The sequence below is a fragment of the Achromobacter pulmonis genome (assembly GCF_002885955.2).
Lineage (GTDB): Bacteria > Pseudomonadota > Gammaproteobacteria > Burkholderiales > Burkholderiaceae_B > Achromobacter > Achromobacter pulmonis_A.
The window spans coordinates 559,889-574,623 of sequence record NZ_POQS01000003.1; the positions used below are offsets into that span (position 1 = coordinate 559,889).

Consider the following 14,735-nt stretch of genomic DNA (forward strand, 5'->3'; position numbering starts at 1 on the left):
TTGCGGGGGCCGGCGGCGCGTCCGTCGCCTTACTGCGCCTTGATGCCGAGCTTGCGGATCAGCGGCGCCCAGCGATTGAGCTCATCGTCCATATAGGCGCGGAATTCGGCCGGCGTGTCGCCCACCGGGTCCATGAACTGGGCCTGCAGCCGCTTGGCGACTTCGGGGTCGCGCACTGCCTGGATCAGGGCGTCGGACAGCTTCTTGCGCACGTCGGCGGGCGCCCTGGACGAGATCACGAAACCGATCCACGCCGAGCCTTCGATGTCCGGCACGCCGGCCTCGGCCAGCGTCGGGATGTCGGGCAGCAGGGCCGAGCGTTTGGAGGAGGTGACGGCCAGCGCCTTCAGGCGGCCGTCCTTCACCATGGGCATGACGGCGATGGGCGGCAGCGCGGCGAATTGCGTATCGCCCGACAGCAGCGAACTGAGCGCGGCCGGCGAGGACGGATAGGGAACGTGGGTGGCGCGCGCGCCGATTTGCTGCAGCATCAGCTCCACGGCCAGGTGCGAAACCGTGCCCGCGCCCGGCGACGGAAAGTTGTACTTGTCGGGGTTCTGCTTGAGCGCCTGCAGCAGCTGGCCCACGCTGCCGATGCCGGCCGCGGCGGGCACCACCAGCACGTTGGGCTGGTGCACCGCCAGCGTGAGCGGCGACAGGTCGGTGGCCGGCGCGTAGGGCAGCTTGTCGAAAAGCAGCGTGTTGTTGACCAGCGGCCCCGTGATGGACACGCCGAAGGTGTAGCCGTCGGGCTTGGCGTTGGCGATGGCGTAGGTGCCGATGTTGCCGCTGGCGCCCGGCTTGTTCTCGATGACGATGGCCTGGCCCAGAATGGCGCCGGCCTTCTCGCCGACGATGCGGGCCACCTGGTCGGGGCTGGAGCCCGGGCCGAACGGCACGATGGCCTTGAGCGGCTGGGCCGGCCAGGTTTGCGCATGCGCCGCGGCCAGCGGCGCCAGGGCGGCAAGCGCCAGCGCCAGCGCGCGGCGGGCGATGCGGCGCACGGGCAGGGCGGGGGCGGCCGGCGTCGAGAACTCAGGCATGGGTGTCTCCTCCCAGGTCTTGCATGGTGTCGAAGTACGTCTGCTCGTTGGCGATGAAGGCGGCGACCATCGCGCGGTAGGTGGCGTCGACCACCTGTTCCAGATTGGCGAAGCCCCGGTTGTGCGTCACGGCCAGCCGCCGCGCCTTGTCGTAGACCTGGGCCTGGCGGGCTGGCGCGCTGACCTGGAAGGCGTCGCGCTTGAAGCGCGCGGCGTCCTTGACGTACATGGCGCGTTCGGCGATCAGCTTCACGATCTCCTCGTCCAGCCGGTCGATGTTGGCGCGCACCTCGGCCAGCGTGGCGCACAGCGGCCGGTAGGCGGGATCGGTGTAGGCGCGCAGCGGCACGCCCTGGGCGTCGGGTTCCCGGTTCGTCACTGGATGTAGTCCGGTTGGCGCGCCGGCGCGGCCTGCTGGAAGGCCGGGTGCGCGTTGCAGTGTTCGTGGACGCGCAGCACGCGCGGGTAGGGCGACAGGTCGCAGCCCATGCGCTGGGCGTTCGCCACCTGCGGCACCAGGCAGCAGTCGGCCAGCGTCGGCGCGTCGCCGAAGCAGTACGCGCCGTGGCCGTGGCGGGCCAGAAGCGCCTCCACGGCGCCCAGGCCTTCGGCGATCCAGTGCCGGTACCAGTCGTTCCTCTGCTCCTCGGTTGCGCCCAGCACGTCCTTCAGATAGCGCAGGATGCGCATATTGTTGACTGGATGGATGTCGCAGGAGATGGCGTCGGACAGCTCCAGCACGCGCGCGCGCTGCACGGTGTCGGCCGGGATCAGGCGCGGCTCGGGATGCGTGGCGTCCAGGTAGTCGATGATGGCCAGCGACTGCGACAGCCGGAACTCGCCGTCGACCAGCAGCGGCACGCCGGCCGAAGGATTCAGGGCCACGTAGTCGGCGCCGCGCTGTTCCAGCTTGCGCAGGTTCACGGCCAGGTAGTCATAGGGCAGCCCCTTGAGCGCCAGCGCGATGCGCACGCGGTAGGAGGTGGAGCTGTTGAAGAAGCTGTGGAGTTGCATGGGATGGGTAGGGTCGAGTGGGTGGTCCGTGGAGGGATAGGGGCCGGCGCCGCTATTGCGCGGTGATTCCGGTTCGGGCGACGACGTCGTCCCAGCGTTTGGCGTCGCGGGCGATCAGGGCGCCGAACTCGGCCGGGGTCGAGGTGGCGGGGACCATGCCCTGCGCATCGAATGCGGCGGCGGTGGCCGGTGTCTTGAGGATGCCGTTGATCTCGCGGTTCATGCGGTCGAGGATGGCCGCCGGCGTGCCCCGGGGCGCCAGCACGCCGTACCACATGTCCACGTCCGCGCCTTGCAGGCCGGCCTCGGTCAGGGTGGGCGTGTCGGGCAGCTGCGGCAGGCGCCTGGGGCTGCCGGTGGCGATCACTTTGAGCTTCCCGGCCTGTACCTGCGGCAGCGCCACGTGCACCGGCAGGAACATATAGTCCAGCCGGCCGCCGAGCATGTCGGTGACCGCGCCCGAGGTGCCTTTGTAGGGGACGTGCAGCATGGCGGCGCCGGTGCGGTCCAGGAACAGCGCCATCGACAGGTGATGGGGCGTGCCCACGCCCGGCGTTCCGTAGCTGAGCTTGCCGGGCGCGGCCTTGGCTGCCTGGACCACGTCGGCAACCGTGTTGGCGGGATTGGAAGGATGCGTCACCAGCAGCAGGGAGCCCCAGGATGTCAGGCCCACGGGCGCGAAATCCTTCAGCGGGTCGAACCGCAGCTTGCCCTTGTAGAGGCTGCTGTTCATGACGAACGTGTTCACCGTCACCAGGAAGGTGTAGCCGTCGGGGGCGGCGCGCGCCGCTTTTTCGGTGCCGATGTTGCCGCTGGCGCCCGCCAGGTTTTCGACCACGACCGGCTGGCCCAGCGTCCGCGGCAGGCTGGCGGCCAGCTGGCGGGCGATCAGGTCGATGCCGGTGCCCGGCGTGAAGGGCACGATCAGCGTGACCGGGCGCTCAGGCCAGGATGCGGCGTGGCCGGCGGCGCAGCCGAAAGCGAATGCCGCCGTGGCCAGGATGCGTATGAGCTTGCGCATGGTTCGTCTCCATTCTTTCGGCCGGTCGGGCGCCGGCTTGGGGCGCGTACTACACGTAGGGAGGCCGCGCTTTCAGCGCGGCCGGGTCGAAGCCCGCCACCTCCTTGTAGCGGCGCGATATTCCTTCCAGTTCTTCGCGGCCGATGACGTCTTCGATCCTGGCGTAGGGCCGGTCCGCCGAACGCAGGTGGACTTCGCGCAGGATCGCGTCGGGCGGGTTGCTGCGGTTGGTCAGCACGACCCGGGTGGTGGCCTCGACGCGGACGCGGTCGTAGTGCTGCAAGGCTTCGGGCTCCAGGCCGACGCGCTTGAGCTGGCCGGTCAGGTAGCGGGCGTCGACCACGGCCTGGCCGGCGCCGTTGGAGCCGCGCGGCACCATGGGGTGGGCGGCGTCGCCGAGCAGGGTCATGCGGCCGCGCGTCCAGGTGGGCAGCGGGTCCTGGTCCACCATCGGATATTCCAGGATCGAGTCGGCGTCCTGGATCAGGCGCGCGACGTCCAGCCAGTCGAAATGCCAGTCGGCGAAAGCCGGGAAAAAATCTTCCAGCCGGCCGCTGCGGTTCCAGTCGCGCACGGCGGGTTCGGCAGCCTCGATCTCGGCCACCCAGTTCACCAGCTGGTTGCCCGCCGCGTCGATGTTGTCGCGGATCGGATAGATCACCATCTTGCCGGTGGACAGCCAGCCGGCGCGCACCATGCTGGCGCCGGACAGAAAGGGCTTGCAGCGGGTGGTGCCGCGCCACATGTTCACGCCGGAATAGCGCGGGGCGCCTTCCTGCGGATAAAGCTGCTTGCGCAGGGCCGAGTGGATGCCGTCGCAACCCACTGCGATGCGGCCGCGCACCGGGGGCAGGGCATTGCCGTCGTTGTCCTGGAAGCGCGCCGTGACGGAATCGGCGTCCTGTTCCACGCCGGTGCAGCGCGCATCGACGACCACGCTATCGTGGCCCAGGCGCTCGCGCACGGCGCCCAGCAGCGCCATTTGCAGATCGCCGCGGTGGATGGAATATTGCGGCCAGTCGTAGCCGGCGTCGATGCCGGCGGGCTCGCTGTAGATGAATTGCCCGTGCCGCGTGTAGAACACCGATTCGCGCGTGCGCACGGCGATGCGGTCCAGCACGGGCAGCAGGCCCAGTTCGTCCAGCTCGCGCGTGGCGTGGGGCAGCAGATTGATGCCCACGCCCAAGGGCCTGATTTCGCGCACCGCCTCATAGACGCGGCAGGCGATGCCGGCCTGGTGCAGGCTCAGCGCCAGGACCAGGCCGCCGACCCCGGCACCGATGATGACCACATCGGTATCTGTTTTCATGGCTACGCCACCTGCACGCTGAGCGTGCCCAGGCCGTCGACGCCGCCGACCATGCGGTCGCCGCGCACCACCGGGCCCACGCCCTCGGGCGTGCCCGTGTAGATCAGGTCGCCGGGCTCCAGGCGGAAGTAGCGGGAAAGATAGGAGACCGTCTCGGCGACCGACCAGATCAGCTTGCCGATGTCGCTGCGCTGCTTGTCGGCGCCGTTGACCTGCAGCCAGATGGCGGCGCGGCCGATGTCGGGCACCGAGGCGGCGGGGTGCAGCGGGCCGATGGGGCCGCTCTGGTCGAAGGCCTTGCCCAGTTCCCAGGGGCGGCCGGCTTCGCGCATTTTCATCTGCAGGTCGCGGCGCGTCATGTCCAGGCCCACGGCATAGCCCCAGACGTGTTCGAGCGCCTGTTCGACCGGGATGTCCGCGCCGCCGCGGCCGATGGCCGCCACCAGTTCGATCTCATAGTGGAAGTTGGCGGTCTCGGGCGGGTAGGGCAGCGTGAGCGTGCTGCCTTCGGCCACCGGCACCACGGCGTCGGCCGGCTTGCAGAAGAAGAACGGCGGTTCGCGGTCGGGATCGAAGCCCATTTCGCGGGCGTGGGCGGCGTAGTTGCGGCCCACGCAATAGACGCGGCGCACCGGGAAGCGCTGGTCGCTGCCGGCCACGGGCACGGCGACGGGAGCGGCGGGATCGAAGACGTAAGACATGGATCACCCAAGGAATGGATACGGATACGGGAAGGCCGCCGCCGGCGCGCCGGGCGCGGCGGCGAGGAAAATCTCAGCCGTTGCGGGCTTCGCGCCAGACGCCCAGCGCGTCCTGCACCGGACGGTCGGAGTAGCTGAAGAGCGTGGCGTCTTCCAGCGCGGCCAGCTCCACCGGCGCCCACGACGGCGCGACGAACACGTCGCGCGGACCGAAGTGGAACTCCTGCTCGCCGATGCGGGCGGTGCCGCGGCCCTCGACCACGCTATAGACGGTGGAATCGGTGCTGCGGTAGGGCTTGCCCTGGAAGCCGGCCGGCAGCAGCTGCATGAAGGTCGCCATCGTCGGCATCGGATAGCCGCCGGTGGCCGGGTTCAGGTAGCGCAGCTTCACGCCGTCCCAGGGGTCGAGCTCGCCGTGGCGGTAGAGCTGGTCCAGCGCCTCGCGGCTGCGCTCGTAGGGATAGTTGAAGATGGGCGAGGTGCCGCCGGCGGCCTGGTGGCGCACCGGCATCATGTTGTGGCCGTAGCGCGCCATGCTGTCGCCTTCGGGGCGGGTCACGGGCTGGGTGGCGGCGGGATAGTTCTCGGCGAAGCCCGCGTCCAGGAAGCGCAGCAGCGGGATGTCCAGGCCGTCGAGCCACACCACCGGCTCGCCGCCCTCGGCGGTCTCGGTGTTGCCGTGGTCGTGCCAGGTCCAGGACGGCGTGATGATGAAGTCGCCCGGGTGCATGGTGGTGCGTTCGCCATTGACGGCCGTGTAGGCCCCGCGGCCTTCGACGATGAAGCGCAGCGCCGATTGCGTGTGGCGGTGGCTGGGCGCGATTTCGCCGGGCAGGATCAGCTGCAGGCCGGCATACAGGCTTTGCGTGATGCTGGCCTGGCCGGGCAGGCCGGGGTTTTCCAGGATCAGCACGCGCCGCACCGCTTCCTCGGCGCTGATGAGCGAGCCCGAGGCCATGACGTCGTCGCGCACTTCATCGTATTTCCAGATCGCCGGCACGCAGCGCGGCGCAGGTTCGCGCGGCACCAGGTTGTGCAGCGACTCCCACAGGGGAGCCATGTTCTTCTTGGCGATGCGCGCGTAATACGCGGCGCGATCGGCGGCGGGAAGGCGGCCGTCTTGCATGTCTCGTCTCCGGAATATCCGGCTGGCGCCGGGCCGCTCGTGTGGCGGCTGTGTCCTTATATGGAAACGATTATGCGCAAGGCAGCTATGTGTTTTGAAATGAATTTATCTTATTATCCATACAAAGAAGAATATACATACCGAGACAAACGAGGGCCTGTATGGACTGGACCCATCGATTGCGCCTGCGCAATCTGAAAATGCTGCTCAGCCTGGCCCAGACCCGCAACATCAGCCACTCGGCCGCGATGCTCAACACCACGCAGCCGGGCCTGTCCAAGTGGCTGAAGGATCTGGAAGACGACATCGGGTTGCCGCTGTTCGAACGCCACGCCCGCGGCCTGCGGCCGACGCCGCACGGCGACGTGCTGATCGCGCACGCGCAGCGGGTCGAGGCCCAGCTCGACCGCGCCAGCGCGGACATGGCGGCGCTGCGCGAAGGCGGCGGCGGCCGCGTGGTGATCGGCGCGTCCGGCGCATCGGCCTCGGACACCGTGCCGCTGGCGGTCCTGAAACTGCTGGAGCGCATGCCGCAGGCGCGCGTCAAACTGGTCGAGGGCACCACCGACCTGCTGCTGGGCCAGCTGGCGCAGGGCGACCTGGACATCGTGGTGGGCCGCTCCGCGCCCGAACACCACGACCCCGCCATCCGCTTCGAGGCCCTGTACCTGGAGCCCATCCACCTGGTGGCGCGGCCGCGCCATCCGCTGTTCTCGATCGAGCAGCCGTCCTGGCAGGACCTGCTTTCGTATCGCTGGATACTCTGGCCCAAGGGCACGCCGATCCGCAACGCCGTGGACGCGGCGCTGGCGGCGGCGGGGCAGGCGCCGCCGCCCGATCACGTGGAATCCAATTCGGTGACCGTCAACCTCACCCTCATCAACAACAGCGACATGATAGGCGTGGCCTCGCATCGCGCCGCGCTGCGGTTCACGCAGATGCGGGCCATGCGCGTCATTCCGGTGCGGCTGTCCGGCTTCGGCTCGGTGGCGATGTACTGGCGCGAGGACCAGTTCCGCCCGCTCGCGGTGCAGCAGGCCATGGCCGCGCTGCGCAATACCGTCGCGGAACACGCTTCGGGCGCGGCGAGGGTGTGATGGACCGCCCGGCCGCGGGCCTGAACGCGCTGATCGCGCAATGCCGCAGGCTGGAGGCTGCCTTGTCCGGACGCGAAGACCCGGCCGCCTCGGCCGCGATGCACCGCTTCGTCGAGGCCATGGACGCCTACCGCGCGCCGCCGGGCATGTGGTCGCCGCTGGCGCTGGCGGTGCTGGTGATGACCGGCGGGCTGGGCGTGGGGATCGGGCTGCTGGACCTGCTGCTGCATGGCGCAGGATCGGCGCTGGCGGCCTTCGCGCTGGTGCTGGTCTGTGCCTGTATGGCGCTGGCCCTGGCGATCGGCGTGGTCTCGTTCATGGGCGGCTACGCATACGGCCTGGTGCTGCTCAGGCGGCTGGCCCTGGGCCTGATCGTCGTCGGTCTGCTGGGCGTGATCGCCTGGATGCAGGGCGACATGCACGCGGTCGGCCCGGTGGTGGCGCTGCTGGGCGGACTGGGCGCGTGGCTGGTGCTGAACTGCAACGGCTTTTATGTGTTCGTCGGGTACCAGATGGCGCGGCGTTATCTGGAGCGGCGGCGGTAAGGGTAGTGCGGGAACGTGTCGGGCGGTCAGGCGAGCCATCGCTACATCATGGTCAGGCTCGACCCGGTCAGCTTTCTCAGCCGCGCTTTTTGGCCGCTTTGCCGGCGGTCTCGGCTCGGCGGTGCTGAAGGCGAGCTATGGCCTTTGCTGCGGTAAACCCGTCTCGTCGCCGTCCGCGTAACCCTGACTGCGCTTCAAATGACATGGACTGCGGGCGCACGGCCATGTCGATTCCCAGCGCCTTCATGACGGCAAGCCTTGGGCGCGCGCGACCACACCGATGGCCTTGTCGATATAGCCGGCGTCGCCTGTTTCCAGGGCGTCCGTTAGGAATTCCACGATGGCCTCCGGACTGGCGAGGTAGTCGGCGGGATCGAATTCAGTGAATGTCTCAGTCATGCTGCGCTCTCCATGTCTGCAAAATCCGATGTTGCCTCAACCGGGCAGTGTTTGGCGGTCATATTTAGCCGGGTCACAGCCAGGCGATGACGAATCGGTCGGATAAAGGTGCTTGCTAAAAAAGACCTGGATCGTCTTGCCAAAAAGGGACTGCTGGTTTTCGACCCGGACCGACCGCTCGCGCCTACTTCGCCGCCACCTGGTCCGGCGGCACGGGGTTGTCCCAGCCGCCGCCGATGGCGCGGATCAGGCCTACCGCCGAGCGCGCCTGTTCGCCGCTGAGCTGCACCGCCACGCGCTGTTGCAGCAGCACGCTGCGGTCGGCTTCGATCACGTCGAGGTAGCTGATGGAGCCTTCGCGGTACTGGGTGTGCGAGAGCCGGGCGGCGCGCGCGGCGGATTCGACGGCGGCGTCCTGGGCGCGGGTCTGGTCGGCCAGGATGCGCAGGTTGGCCAGGTTGTCTTCCACTTCGCGGAAGGCGTTGAGCACGGTCTGGCGATAGCTGGCGACGTCTTCCTCGTAGACGGCGCGGGCGCGGTCCAGGCCGGCCTGGCGGCGTCCGCCGTCGAAGATCGGCATGGACAGCGCGGCGCCGACCAGCGGGCCGAGCAGGAAGGTGCGGCTGGACCACTGGAAGAGGTTGCCCAGTTCCGAGGACTCATAGCCGAAGGCGCCGGTGATGTCCAGGCGCGGGAAGAACGCCGACTTGGCCGCGCCGACGCGGGCGTTGGCGGCCGCCATCGCGCGTTCGGCGGCGGCGATGTCGGGGCGCCGCTCAAGCAGGGCCGACGGCAGGCCGGCCGGGATGGAAAGCGCCACTTTCTGGATCGGCTGCGGCGGCATGGTGAATTCCGACGGCGCGCGGCCCAGCAGCACCGCCAGCGCATGCTCGGACGCGGCGCGGCGGCGTTCGATGCCGAGCGCTTCCGATTGCGCGCTGGCCAGTTCGGTCTTGGCGCGGGCCAGGTCCAGTTCGCTGATGTCGCCGGCGTCGTAGCGGCGCTGGATCAGTTGCAGCGTGTCCATGCGCAGCTTGACGGTCTGGCGGTAGAGCTGCGATTCGGCGTCCTGTTCGCGCACCAGGAAGTAGGTGGTGGCGACGTCGGCCTGCAGCGCCAGCAGCACCGAGCGGTACAGCGCTTCGCTTTGCTGGGCGTCGGCGCTGGCGGCGTCGTAGGTCGAGGCCACGCGGCCGAACAGGTCGGCCTCGTAAGAGACCATGCCCTGGGCGCGCCAGGTGGTCACCGGACTGGTGTCGGCGCCGTCGGGCAGGCCTTGCGAGACGGCCGAGGGGCGCTGGCGGTTGGGGCCGAAGGCGGCGTCCAGCGTGGGGAAAAAGCCCGAGCGGGCTTCGCGCTGCAGCGCGCGCGCCTGGGTCAGGCGCGCGGCGGCGGCCTGCAGGTTCTGGTTGGCGCGCTGGGCTTCTTCTTCCAGCTGGTTCAGGCCTTCGTCGTTGAATACCTTCCACCAGGCGCCGCGCAGCGCCTCTTCCGAGGGCTCGGCGGGTTTCCAGGTGCCGGCCTCGGAGGCGGGCAGGGCGGCTTCCTTGTAGGCCGCGGGCACGGCGGCCGAGGGCCGCTCGTAGGTCGGGCCCACCGCGCAGCCGGCCAGCGCGAGCAGGAGGGCAAGCAGGGCGGAACCGCGGGTCAGTCTTTGGATCATGATGGCTAATCTCTTGAGAACTCAGGCGTGGGGCTGCGGAGCGGGCGGCGCTTGCGGGTCCAGGTGCGGCACGCAGACGGGGGCCTCGTGCGGCGCGGCCGAGTGCAGCGGCTTGCCGCCCAGCGTGCGCAGCAGCACGTAGAACACCGGCGTCAGGAACAGGCCGAACAGCGTCACGCCCAGCATGCCGAAGAACACCGCGACGCCCATGGCGTGGCGCATCTCCGAGCCGGCGCCGGAGGACAGCACCAGCGGCACCACGCCCATGATGAACGCGATGGAGGTCATCAGGATGGGGCGCAGGCGCAGCCGGCTGGCCTCGATGGCGGCTTCCAGCGGACCGCGGCCGTTCATCTCCAGTTCGCGCGCGAATTCCACGATCAGGATCGCGTTCTTGGCCGACAGCCCCACCAGCACCATCAGGCCGATCTGCGTGAAGATGTTGTTGTCGTTGCCGGTCAGGTAGACGCCGGTCAGCGCGGCCAGGATGCTCATGGGCACGATCAGGATCACGGCCAGCGGCAGCGTCAGGCTTTCGTACAGCGCGGCCAGCACCAGGAACACCAGCAGCACGCTGATCGGGAACACCCACAGGCCGGCGTTGCCCGCCAGGATCTGCTGGTAGGTCAGGTCGGTCCATTCCATCTTCATGCCGCGCGGCAGGGTCTCGGCGGCCACGCGCTCGGCCGCGGCCTGCGCCTGGTCGGACGAGTAGCCGGGCGCCGGGCCGCCGTTGATGTCGGCGGCGGTGTAGCCGTTGTAGCGCACCACCATTTCGGGGCCGAAGGTCTGCTTGACCGTGACCAGCGACGAGAGCGGCACCATGTCGCCGGCGTTGTTGCGGGTCTTGAGCTGCAGGATGTCGTCGGCGTGCGCGCGGAACGGCGCGTCGGCCTGCGCGCGCACCTGGAACACGCGCCCGAAGCGGTTGAAGTCGTTGACGTACATCGAGCCCAGGTAGATCTGCATGGTGTCGAACACTTCGGTCACGGGCACGCCCAGTTGCTTGGCCTTGACGCGGTCCAGGTCCACGTCGAGCTGCGGCACGTTGATCTCGTAGCTGGAGAAGGCCGGGCCGAGCTCGGGCGTCTGGCGCGCCTTGGCCAGGAAGGCGGCCTTGGCGCGGTCCAATTCGGCGTAGCCGGCGGCGCCGCGGTCCTCGATCTGGAACTTGAAGCCGCCCAGCGTGCCCAGGCCCATCACCGGCGGCGGCGGGAACACCGCGATGAAGGAATCCTGGATGGCCGCGAACTTCTGGTTCAGCGAGGCCGCGATCGCGTCGCCCGACAGCGCGGCGCTCTTGCGCTCGTTGAAGGGCTTGAGCATCACGAACACGATGCCGGCGCTGGAGCTGTTGGTGAAGCCGTTGATCGACAGGCCGGGAAAGGCGATCGCGCTCTGTACGCCGGGCTCTTTCAGGGCGATGTCGCTCATGCGCCGGATCACCGCGTCGGTGCGGTCCAGCGAGGCGCCGTTGGGCAGCTGCGTGAAGCCGATCAGGTACTGCTTGTCCTGCGCTGGCACGAAGCCGCCCGGCACCAGGTACGAGACGCCGATGGTGGCGGCCACCAGCACGGCGTACACGCCCATCGCGCCGGCCTTGCGCCGGATCACGCCGGCCACGCCGGTGCCGTAGGATTCGGAGGCGCGGCCGAACATGCGGTTGAACCAGTCGAAGAAGCGGCCGAACACGCGGTTCATGCCGCGGGTCAGCCAGTCGGGTTTCTCGTGGTGGCCCTTGAGCAGGATGGCCGACAGCGCCGGCGACAGGGTCAGCGAGTTGAAGGCCGAGATCACCGTCGAGATGGCGATGGTCATGGCGAACTGCTTGTAGAACTGCCCGGTCAGGCCGGTCATGAAGGCCAGCGGCACGAACACCGCGCACAGCGTCAGCGCGATGGCGATGATGGGCCCGCTGACTTCGCGCATGGCGCGGTAGGTCGCCTCGCGCGGCGTGAGCCCGGCCGCGATGTTGCGCTCCACGTTCTCAACCACCACGATGGCGTCGTCGACCACGATGCCGATGGCCAGCACCATGCCGAACAGCGACAGCGCGTTGATCGAGTAGCCGAAGATCAGCAGCAGCGCGAAGGTGCCGACGATGGAGACCGGCACGGCCAGCAGCGGGATGATGGAGGCGCGCCAGGTCTGCAGGAACAGGATCACAACCAGCACCACCAGCGCGATGGCTTCGAGCAGGGTGTGCACCACCGCCTCGATGCTGGCGCTGACGAACTGGGTGGGGTCGTATTCGATGCGGTATTCCACGCCCGGCGGGAAGTCCTGGGCCAGCTCGGCCATGGCCGCGCGCACCTTGGTGGAGACGTCCAGCGCGTTGGCGCCGGGCGACTGCATGATGCCCATGCCGACGGCCTGCTTGTTGTCCAGCAGCGAGCGCAGGCCGTATTCCTGGGCGTCCAGCTCCACGCGGGCGACGTCGGACAGGTAGGTCACGGCGCCGTCCGGCGAGGTCTTCAGGATGATGTCGCGGAATTCGTCCTCGGTCTGCAGGCGGCCGCGCGCATTAACGTTGAGCTGCAGCGGCACGTCGCCCAGCGTGGGCGAGGCGCCGATCACGCCGGCGGCGACCTGCACGTTCTGTTCGCGGATGGCGGCCACCACCTCGCCGGCGGTCATGCCGCGCTGGGCAACCTTCTGCGGGTCCAGCCAGACGCGCATGGAGTAATTGCCCGAGCCCCACACCGTCACTTCGCCCACGCCCGAGATGCGGGCCAGGCGGTCCTTGACGTTCAGGATCGCGTAGTTGCGCAGATAGGTGATGTCATAGCGGTCGTTGGGCGAGATCAGGTGCACCACCAGCGTCAGCGTGGGCGAGCTCTTGGCCGTGGTGACGCCCAGGCGCTGCACGTCCGGCGGCAGGCGCGGCAGCGCCTGCGACACGCGGTTCTGCACCAGTTGCTGGGCCTTGTCGGGATCGACGCCCAGCTTGAAGTTGACCGTCAGCGTCAGATTGCCGTCGCTGTTGGCCTGCGACTGCATGTACAGCATGTCCTCGACGCCGTTGATGGATTCCTCCAGCGGCGAGGCGACGGTCTCGGCGATGACCTTGGGGTTGGCGCCGGGGTACTGCGCGCGCACCACGACCGACGGCGGCACCACTTCCGGATACTCGGAGATGGGCAGCTGGAACATGGCCAGCAGGCCCGCCAGCAGCACCAGGACGGACAGCACGCCGGCGAAGATCGGCCGGTCGATGAAGAATTTCGAGATATTCATGGACGTTCTCGTTGCGCCTGATGGTTCGGGCCGCTTACTGGCGGGCGGCCGAGGCGGTGGCGACCGGCTTGCGCTGGGCCACGTTCATGGGGACGACGGTGGGGGTGACGGCGTCGCCCGGGCGGATGCGCTGCAGGCCGTTGACGACGATGCGCTCGCCGGCGGCCAGGCCGGAATCGACCACGCGCAGGCCGTCCTGGTTGGCGCCCAGCCTGACCTGGCGGTAGACGGCGTGGTTCTTGTCGTCGAGCACCAGCACGTAGCGCTTGTCCTGGTCGGTGCCGATGGCGCGTTCGTCGATCAGCACGGCCTCGCGCGGTTCGCTGCCGCCCAGGCGCACGCGGGCGTACAGCCCCGGCAGCAGCGAGCCGTCGGCGTTGTCGAACTCGGCGCGCACGCGGATGGTGCCGGAGGTGGCGTCCAGGCGGTTGTCCACCGAATGCACCACGCCGCTGCGCGAATAGCCTTCCTCGTTGGCCAGGCCCAGCTCCACGGGCACGGCGCCGCCGCCGCCGCCGTTGCGCACCGGGTTCACGTAGCGCAGGAAGGTCTGCTCGTCCACGTCGAAGGAGGCGTACATCTTGGACACCGACACCAGCGTGGTCAGCGGCACCGAGGCGGCGCCGGCCGCCACCACGTTGCCCACCGTCACTTCGGCGCGCGACACGCGCCCGTCGACCGGCGCCTCGATGCGGGTGTAGCCCAGGTTCAGCCTGGCGTAGTCCAAAGCCGCCTGCGCGCCCTGCAGATTGGCCGCGGCTTCGCGCGCGGCGTTCTGCTTTTCCTCGAAGTCGCGGCGGGCGATGGCGTTGTCGGCCAGCAGCCGCTGGCCGCGCGCCAGTTCGCTGGCCGTGTAGGAGACGCGGGCCTTGGCGGCGGTCAGGGCGGCGGCGGCGCGGTTGACTTCGGCCTCGTAGGGGCGCGGGTCGATCGTGAACAGCACGTCGCCCTTCTTGACGATGCTGCCGTCCTGGAAGTGCACGGCGGTCAGCGTGCCGGACACCAGCGGGCGGATGTCGACGCGGTCGATGGCTTCGAGCCGGCCGGAATAGCGCTGCCAGTCCACGATGGTCTTGTTGACGACCTCGGCCACCTCCACCGGCGTGGCCGTGGGAGCGGCCTGGGCCTGGGCGGCGTTGGCCCCCGCGGGGGCGCGGAACAGGGCATAACCGCCGCCGGCCGCGATGACGGCTGCGAAAACGGCGAGCACAGCAATACGATGACGCGAAAGCATGGTGTTTCCTCAAGTGGTATCGGGGCGGAGTGCCTGCCGGGCGCCTGCGGAACGGGAGGCGGCTTGCGGCGTTCCCTGGGCAATGCCGCCCCTCGGGAGCCGGTAGCCATGCTGCGGTGCAGCACGAGACGCTGTCGCGTCTTCCAGGCAGTGGCGCCCGGGGAAGGGCGGTCATTGCGATGGCCGGAAACTGAGGAGCGACATGCCCTTACGGGGTGCCGGGCGGGGGAGCCGGGCGGCAAGGGCACTTCAAGATGGTTTGCATTCTGAGTGTTTTGCGACAGCGGATAAACCCGTATGTTTCGGCAACACTAGTCGGCATAAACGACTAATCGGCGGCGAAATC

General features: G+C 69.0%; 13 protein-coding genes. 2 read left to right on the forward strand and 11 right to left on the reverse strand.

Annotation, left to right across the window (positions count from 1 at the left end):
• Positions 1-29: 29 nt before the first annotated feature.
• The 7 genes from C1I89_RS13885 to gtdA form a co-directional block, all read right to left on the reverse strand.
• Entirely contained in the window at positions 30-1,043 is a 1,014-nt protein-coding gene (locus C1I89_RS13885) for a Bug family tripartite tricarboxylate transporter substrate binding protein (RefSeq protein ID WP_102773349.1), read from the reverse strand.
• Positions 1,036-1,422, reverse strand: a complete 387-nt coding sequence (locus tag C1I89_RS13890; RefSeq protein ID WP_102773350.1) for a chorismate mutase — start codon at positions 1,420-1,422, stop codon at positions 1,036-1,038. The genes C1I89_RS13885 and C1I89_RS13890 overlap by 8 nt, the downstream gene beginning before the upstream one ends.
• Positions 1,419-2,057 carry a maleylacetoacetate isomerase gene (gene maiA / locus C1I89_RS13895; RefSeq protein WP_102773351.1) on the reverse strand — a complete coding sequence of 213 codons (639 nt, stop codon included), beginning with the start codon at positions 2,055-2,057 and terminating at the stop codon, positions 1,419-1,421. The genes C1I89_RS13890 and maiA overlap by 4 nt, the downstream gene beginning before the upstream one ends.
• Before the next feature lie 52 nt (positions 2,058-2,109).
• Positions 2,110-3,078 carry a tripartite tricarboxylate transporter substrate binding protein gene (locus C1I89_RS13900; protein ID WP_102773352.1) on the reverse strand — a complete coding sequence of 323 codons (969 nt, stop codon included), beginning with the start codon at positions 3,076-3,078 and terminating at the stop codon, positions 2,110-2,112.
• 49 nt (positions 3,079-3,127) lie between these two features.
• The gene (locus C1I89_RS13905; protein WP_102773353.1) at positions 3,128-4,387 is read right to left on the reverse strand and encodes a flavin-dependent oxidoreductase; all 1,260 of its coding nucleotides are present in this window, start codon (positions 4,385-4,387) and stop codon (positions 3,128-3,130) included.
• Positions 4,388-4,389: 2 nt separating this feature from the next.
• Positions 4,390-5,088, reverse strand: a complete 699-nt coding sequence (locus C1I89_RS13910; RefSeq protein ID WP_102773354.1) for a fumarylacetoacetate hydrolase family protein — start codon at positions 5,086-5,088, stop codon at positions 4,390-4,392.
• Between the two features lie 73 nt (positions 5,089-5,161).
• On the reverse strand, positions 5,162-6,214 hold the full coding sequence (gene gtdA / locus C1I89_RS13915) for a gentisate 1,2-dioxygenase (protein ID WP_102773355.1): 1,053 nt from the start codon (positions 6,212-6,214) through the stop codon (positions 5,162-5,164).
• A 161-nt stretch (positions 6,215-6,375) separates the two neighbouring features.
• Here gtdA and C1I89_RS13920 point away from each other — a divergent pair, with 161 nt between their 5' ends.
• Together C1I89_RS13920 and C1I89_RS13925 are read left to right on the forward strand one after the other, a co-directional pair.
• Positions 6,376-7,311: a LysR substrate-binding domain-containing protein gene (locus C1I89_RS13920; RefSeq protein WP_102773356.1), complete on the forward strand. Its 936-nt coding sequence runs from the start codon at positions 6,376-6,378 to the stop codon at positions 7,309-7,311.
• Positions 7,311-7,856: a hypothetical protein gene (locus C1I89_RS13925; protein ID WP_102773357.1), complete on the forward strand. Its 546-nt coding sequence runs from the start codon at positions 7,311-7,313 to the stop codon at positions 7,854-7,856. Before C1I89_RS13920 ends, C1I89_RS13925 begins: the two co-directional genes overlap by 1 nt.
• A 243-nt stretch (positions 7,857-8,099) precedes the next feature.
• Here C1I89_RS13925 and C1I89_RS13930 read toward each other — a convergent pair whose 3' ends face one another.
• The 4 genes from C1I89_RS13930 to C1I89_RS13945 all read right to left on the reverse strand — a co-directional run bounded on the left by C1I89_RS13930 (position 8,100) and on the right by C1I89_RS13945 (position 14,389).
• Positions 8,100-8,255: a helix-turn-helix domain-containing transcriptional regulator gene (locus tag C1I89_RS13930; RefSeq protein ID WP_210405797.1), complete on the reverse strand. Its 156-nt coding sequence runs from the start codon at positions 8,253-8,255 to the stop codon at positions 8,100-8,102.
• Between the two features lie 184 nt (positions 8,256-8,439).
• On the reverse strand, positions 8,440-9,918 hold the full coding sequence (locus tag C1I89_RS13935) for an efflux transporter outer membrane subunit (protein ID WP_102773358.1): 1,479 nt from the start codon (positions 9,916-9,918) through the stop codon (positions 8,440-8,442).
• A 21-nt stretch (positions 9,919-9,939) separates the two neighbouring features.
• Positions 9,940-13,155 (reverse strand): efflux RND transporter permease subunit, encoded by a 3,216-nt coding sequence (locus tag C1I89_RS13940; protein WP_102773359.1) that lies wholly within the window; start codon positions 13,153-13,155, stop codon positions 9,940-9,942.
• A gap of 34 nt (positions 13,156-13,189) precedes the next feature.
• Positions 13,190-14,389: an efflux RND transporter periplasmic adaptor subunit gene (locus C1I89_RS13945; protein ID WP_102773360.1), complete on the reverse strand. Its 1,200-nt coding sequence runs from the start codon at positions 14,387-14,389 to the stop codon at positions 13,190-13,192.
• Between the last annotated feature and the right edge of the window lie 346 nt (positions 14,390-14,735).

What these genes read in the sequence shown, in the direction of transcription:
- C1I89_RS13920 (WP_102773356.1), top strand. Translation starts at nt 6,376, where the DNA reads ATGGACTGGACCCATCGATTGCGCCTGCGCAATCTGAAAATGCTGCTC.
- maiA (WP_102773351.1), bottom strand. Translation starts at nt 2,057, where the DNA reads ATGCAACTCCACAGCTTCTTCAACAGCTCCACCTCCTACCGCGTGCGC.
- C1I89_RS13885 (WP_102773349.1), bottom strand. Translation starts at nt 1,043, where the DNA reads ATGCCTGAGTTCTCGACGCCGGCCGCCCCCGCCCTGCCCGTGCGCCGC.
- gtdA (WP_102773355.1), bottom strand. Translation starts at nt 6,214, where the DNA reads ATGCAAGACGGCCGCCTTCCCGCCGCCGATCGCGCCGCGTATTACGCG.
- C1I89_RS13930 (WP_210405797.1), bottom strand. Translation starts at nt 8,255, where the DNA reads ATGACTGAGACATTCACTGAATTCGATCCCGCCGACTACCTCGCCAGT.
- C1I89_RS13905 (WP_102773353.1), bottom strand. Translation starts at nt 4,387, where the DNA reads ATGAAAACAGATACCGATGTGGTCATCATCGGTGCCGGGGTCGGCGGC.
- C1I89_RS13940 (WP_102773359.1), bottom strand. Translation starts at nt 13,155, where the DNA reads ATGAATATCTCGAAATTCTTCATCGACCGGCCGATCTTCGCCGGCGTG.
- C1I89_RS13945 (WP_102773360.1), bottom strand. Translation starts at nt 14,389, where the DNA reads ATGCTTTCGCGTCATCGTATTGCTGTGCTCGCCGTTTTCGCAGCCGTC.
- C1I89_RS13910 (WP_102773354.1), bottom strand. Translation starts at nt 5,088, where the DNA reads ATGTCTTACGTCTTCGATCCCGCCGCTCCCGTCGCCGTGCCCGTGGCC.
- C1I89_RS13925 (WP_102773357.1), top strand. Translation starts at nt 7,311, where the DNA reads ATGGACCGCCCGGCCGCGGGCCTGAACGCGCTGATCGCGCAATGCCGC.
- C1I89_RS13935 (WP_102773358.1), bottom strand. Translation starts at nt 9,918, where the DNA reads ATGATCCAAAGACTGACCCGCGGTTCCGCCCTGCTTGCCCTCCTGCTC.
- C1I89_RS13900 (WP_102773352.1), bottom strand. Translation starts at nt 3,078, where the DNA reads ATGCGCAAGCTCATACGCATCCTGGCCACGGCGGCATTCGCTTTCGGC.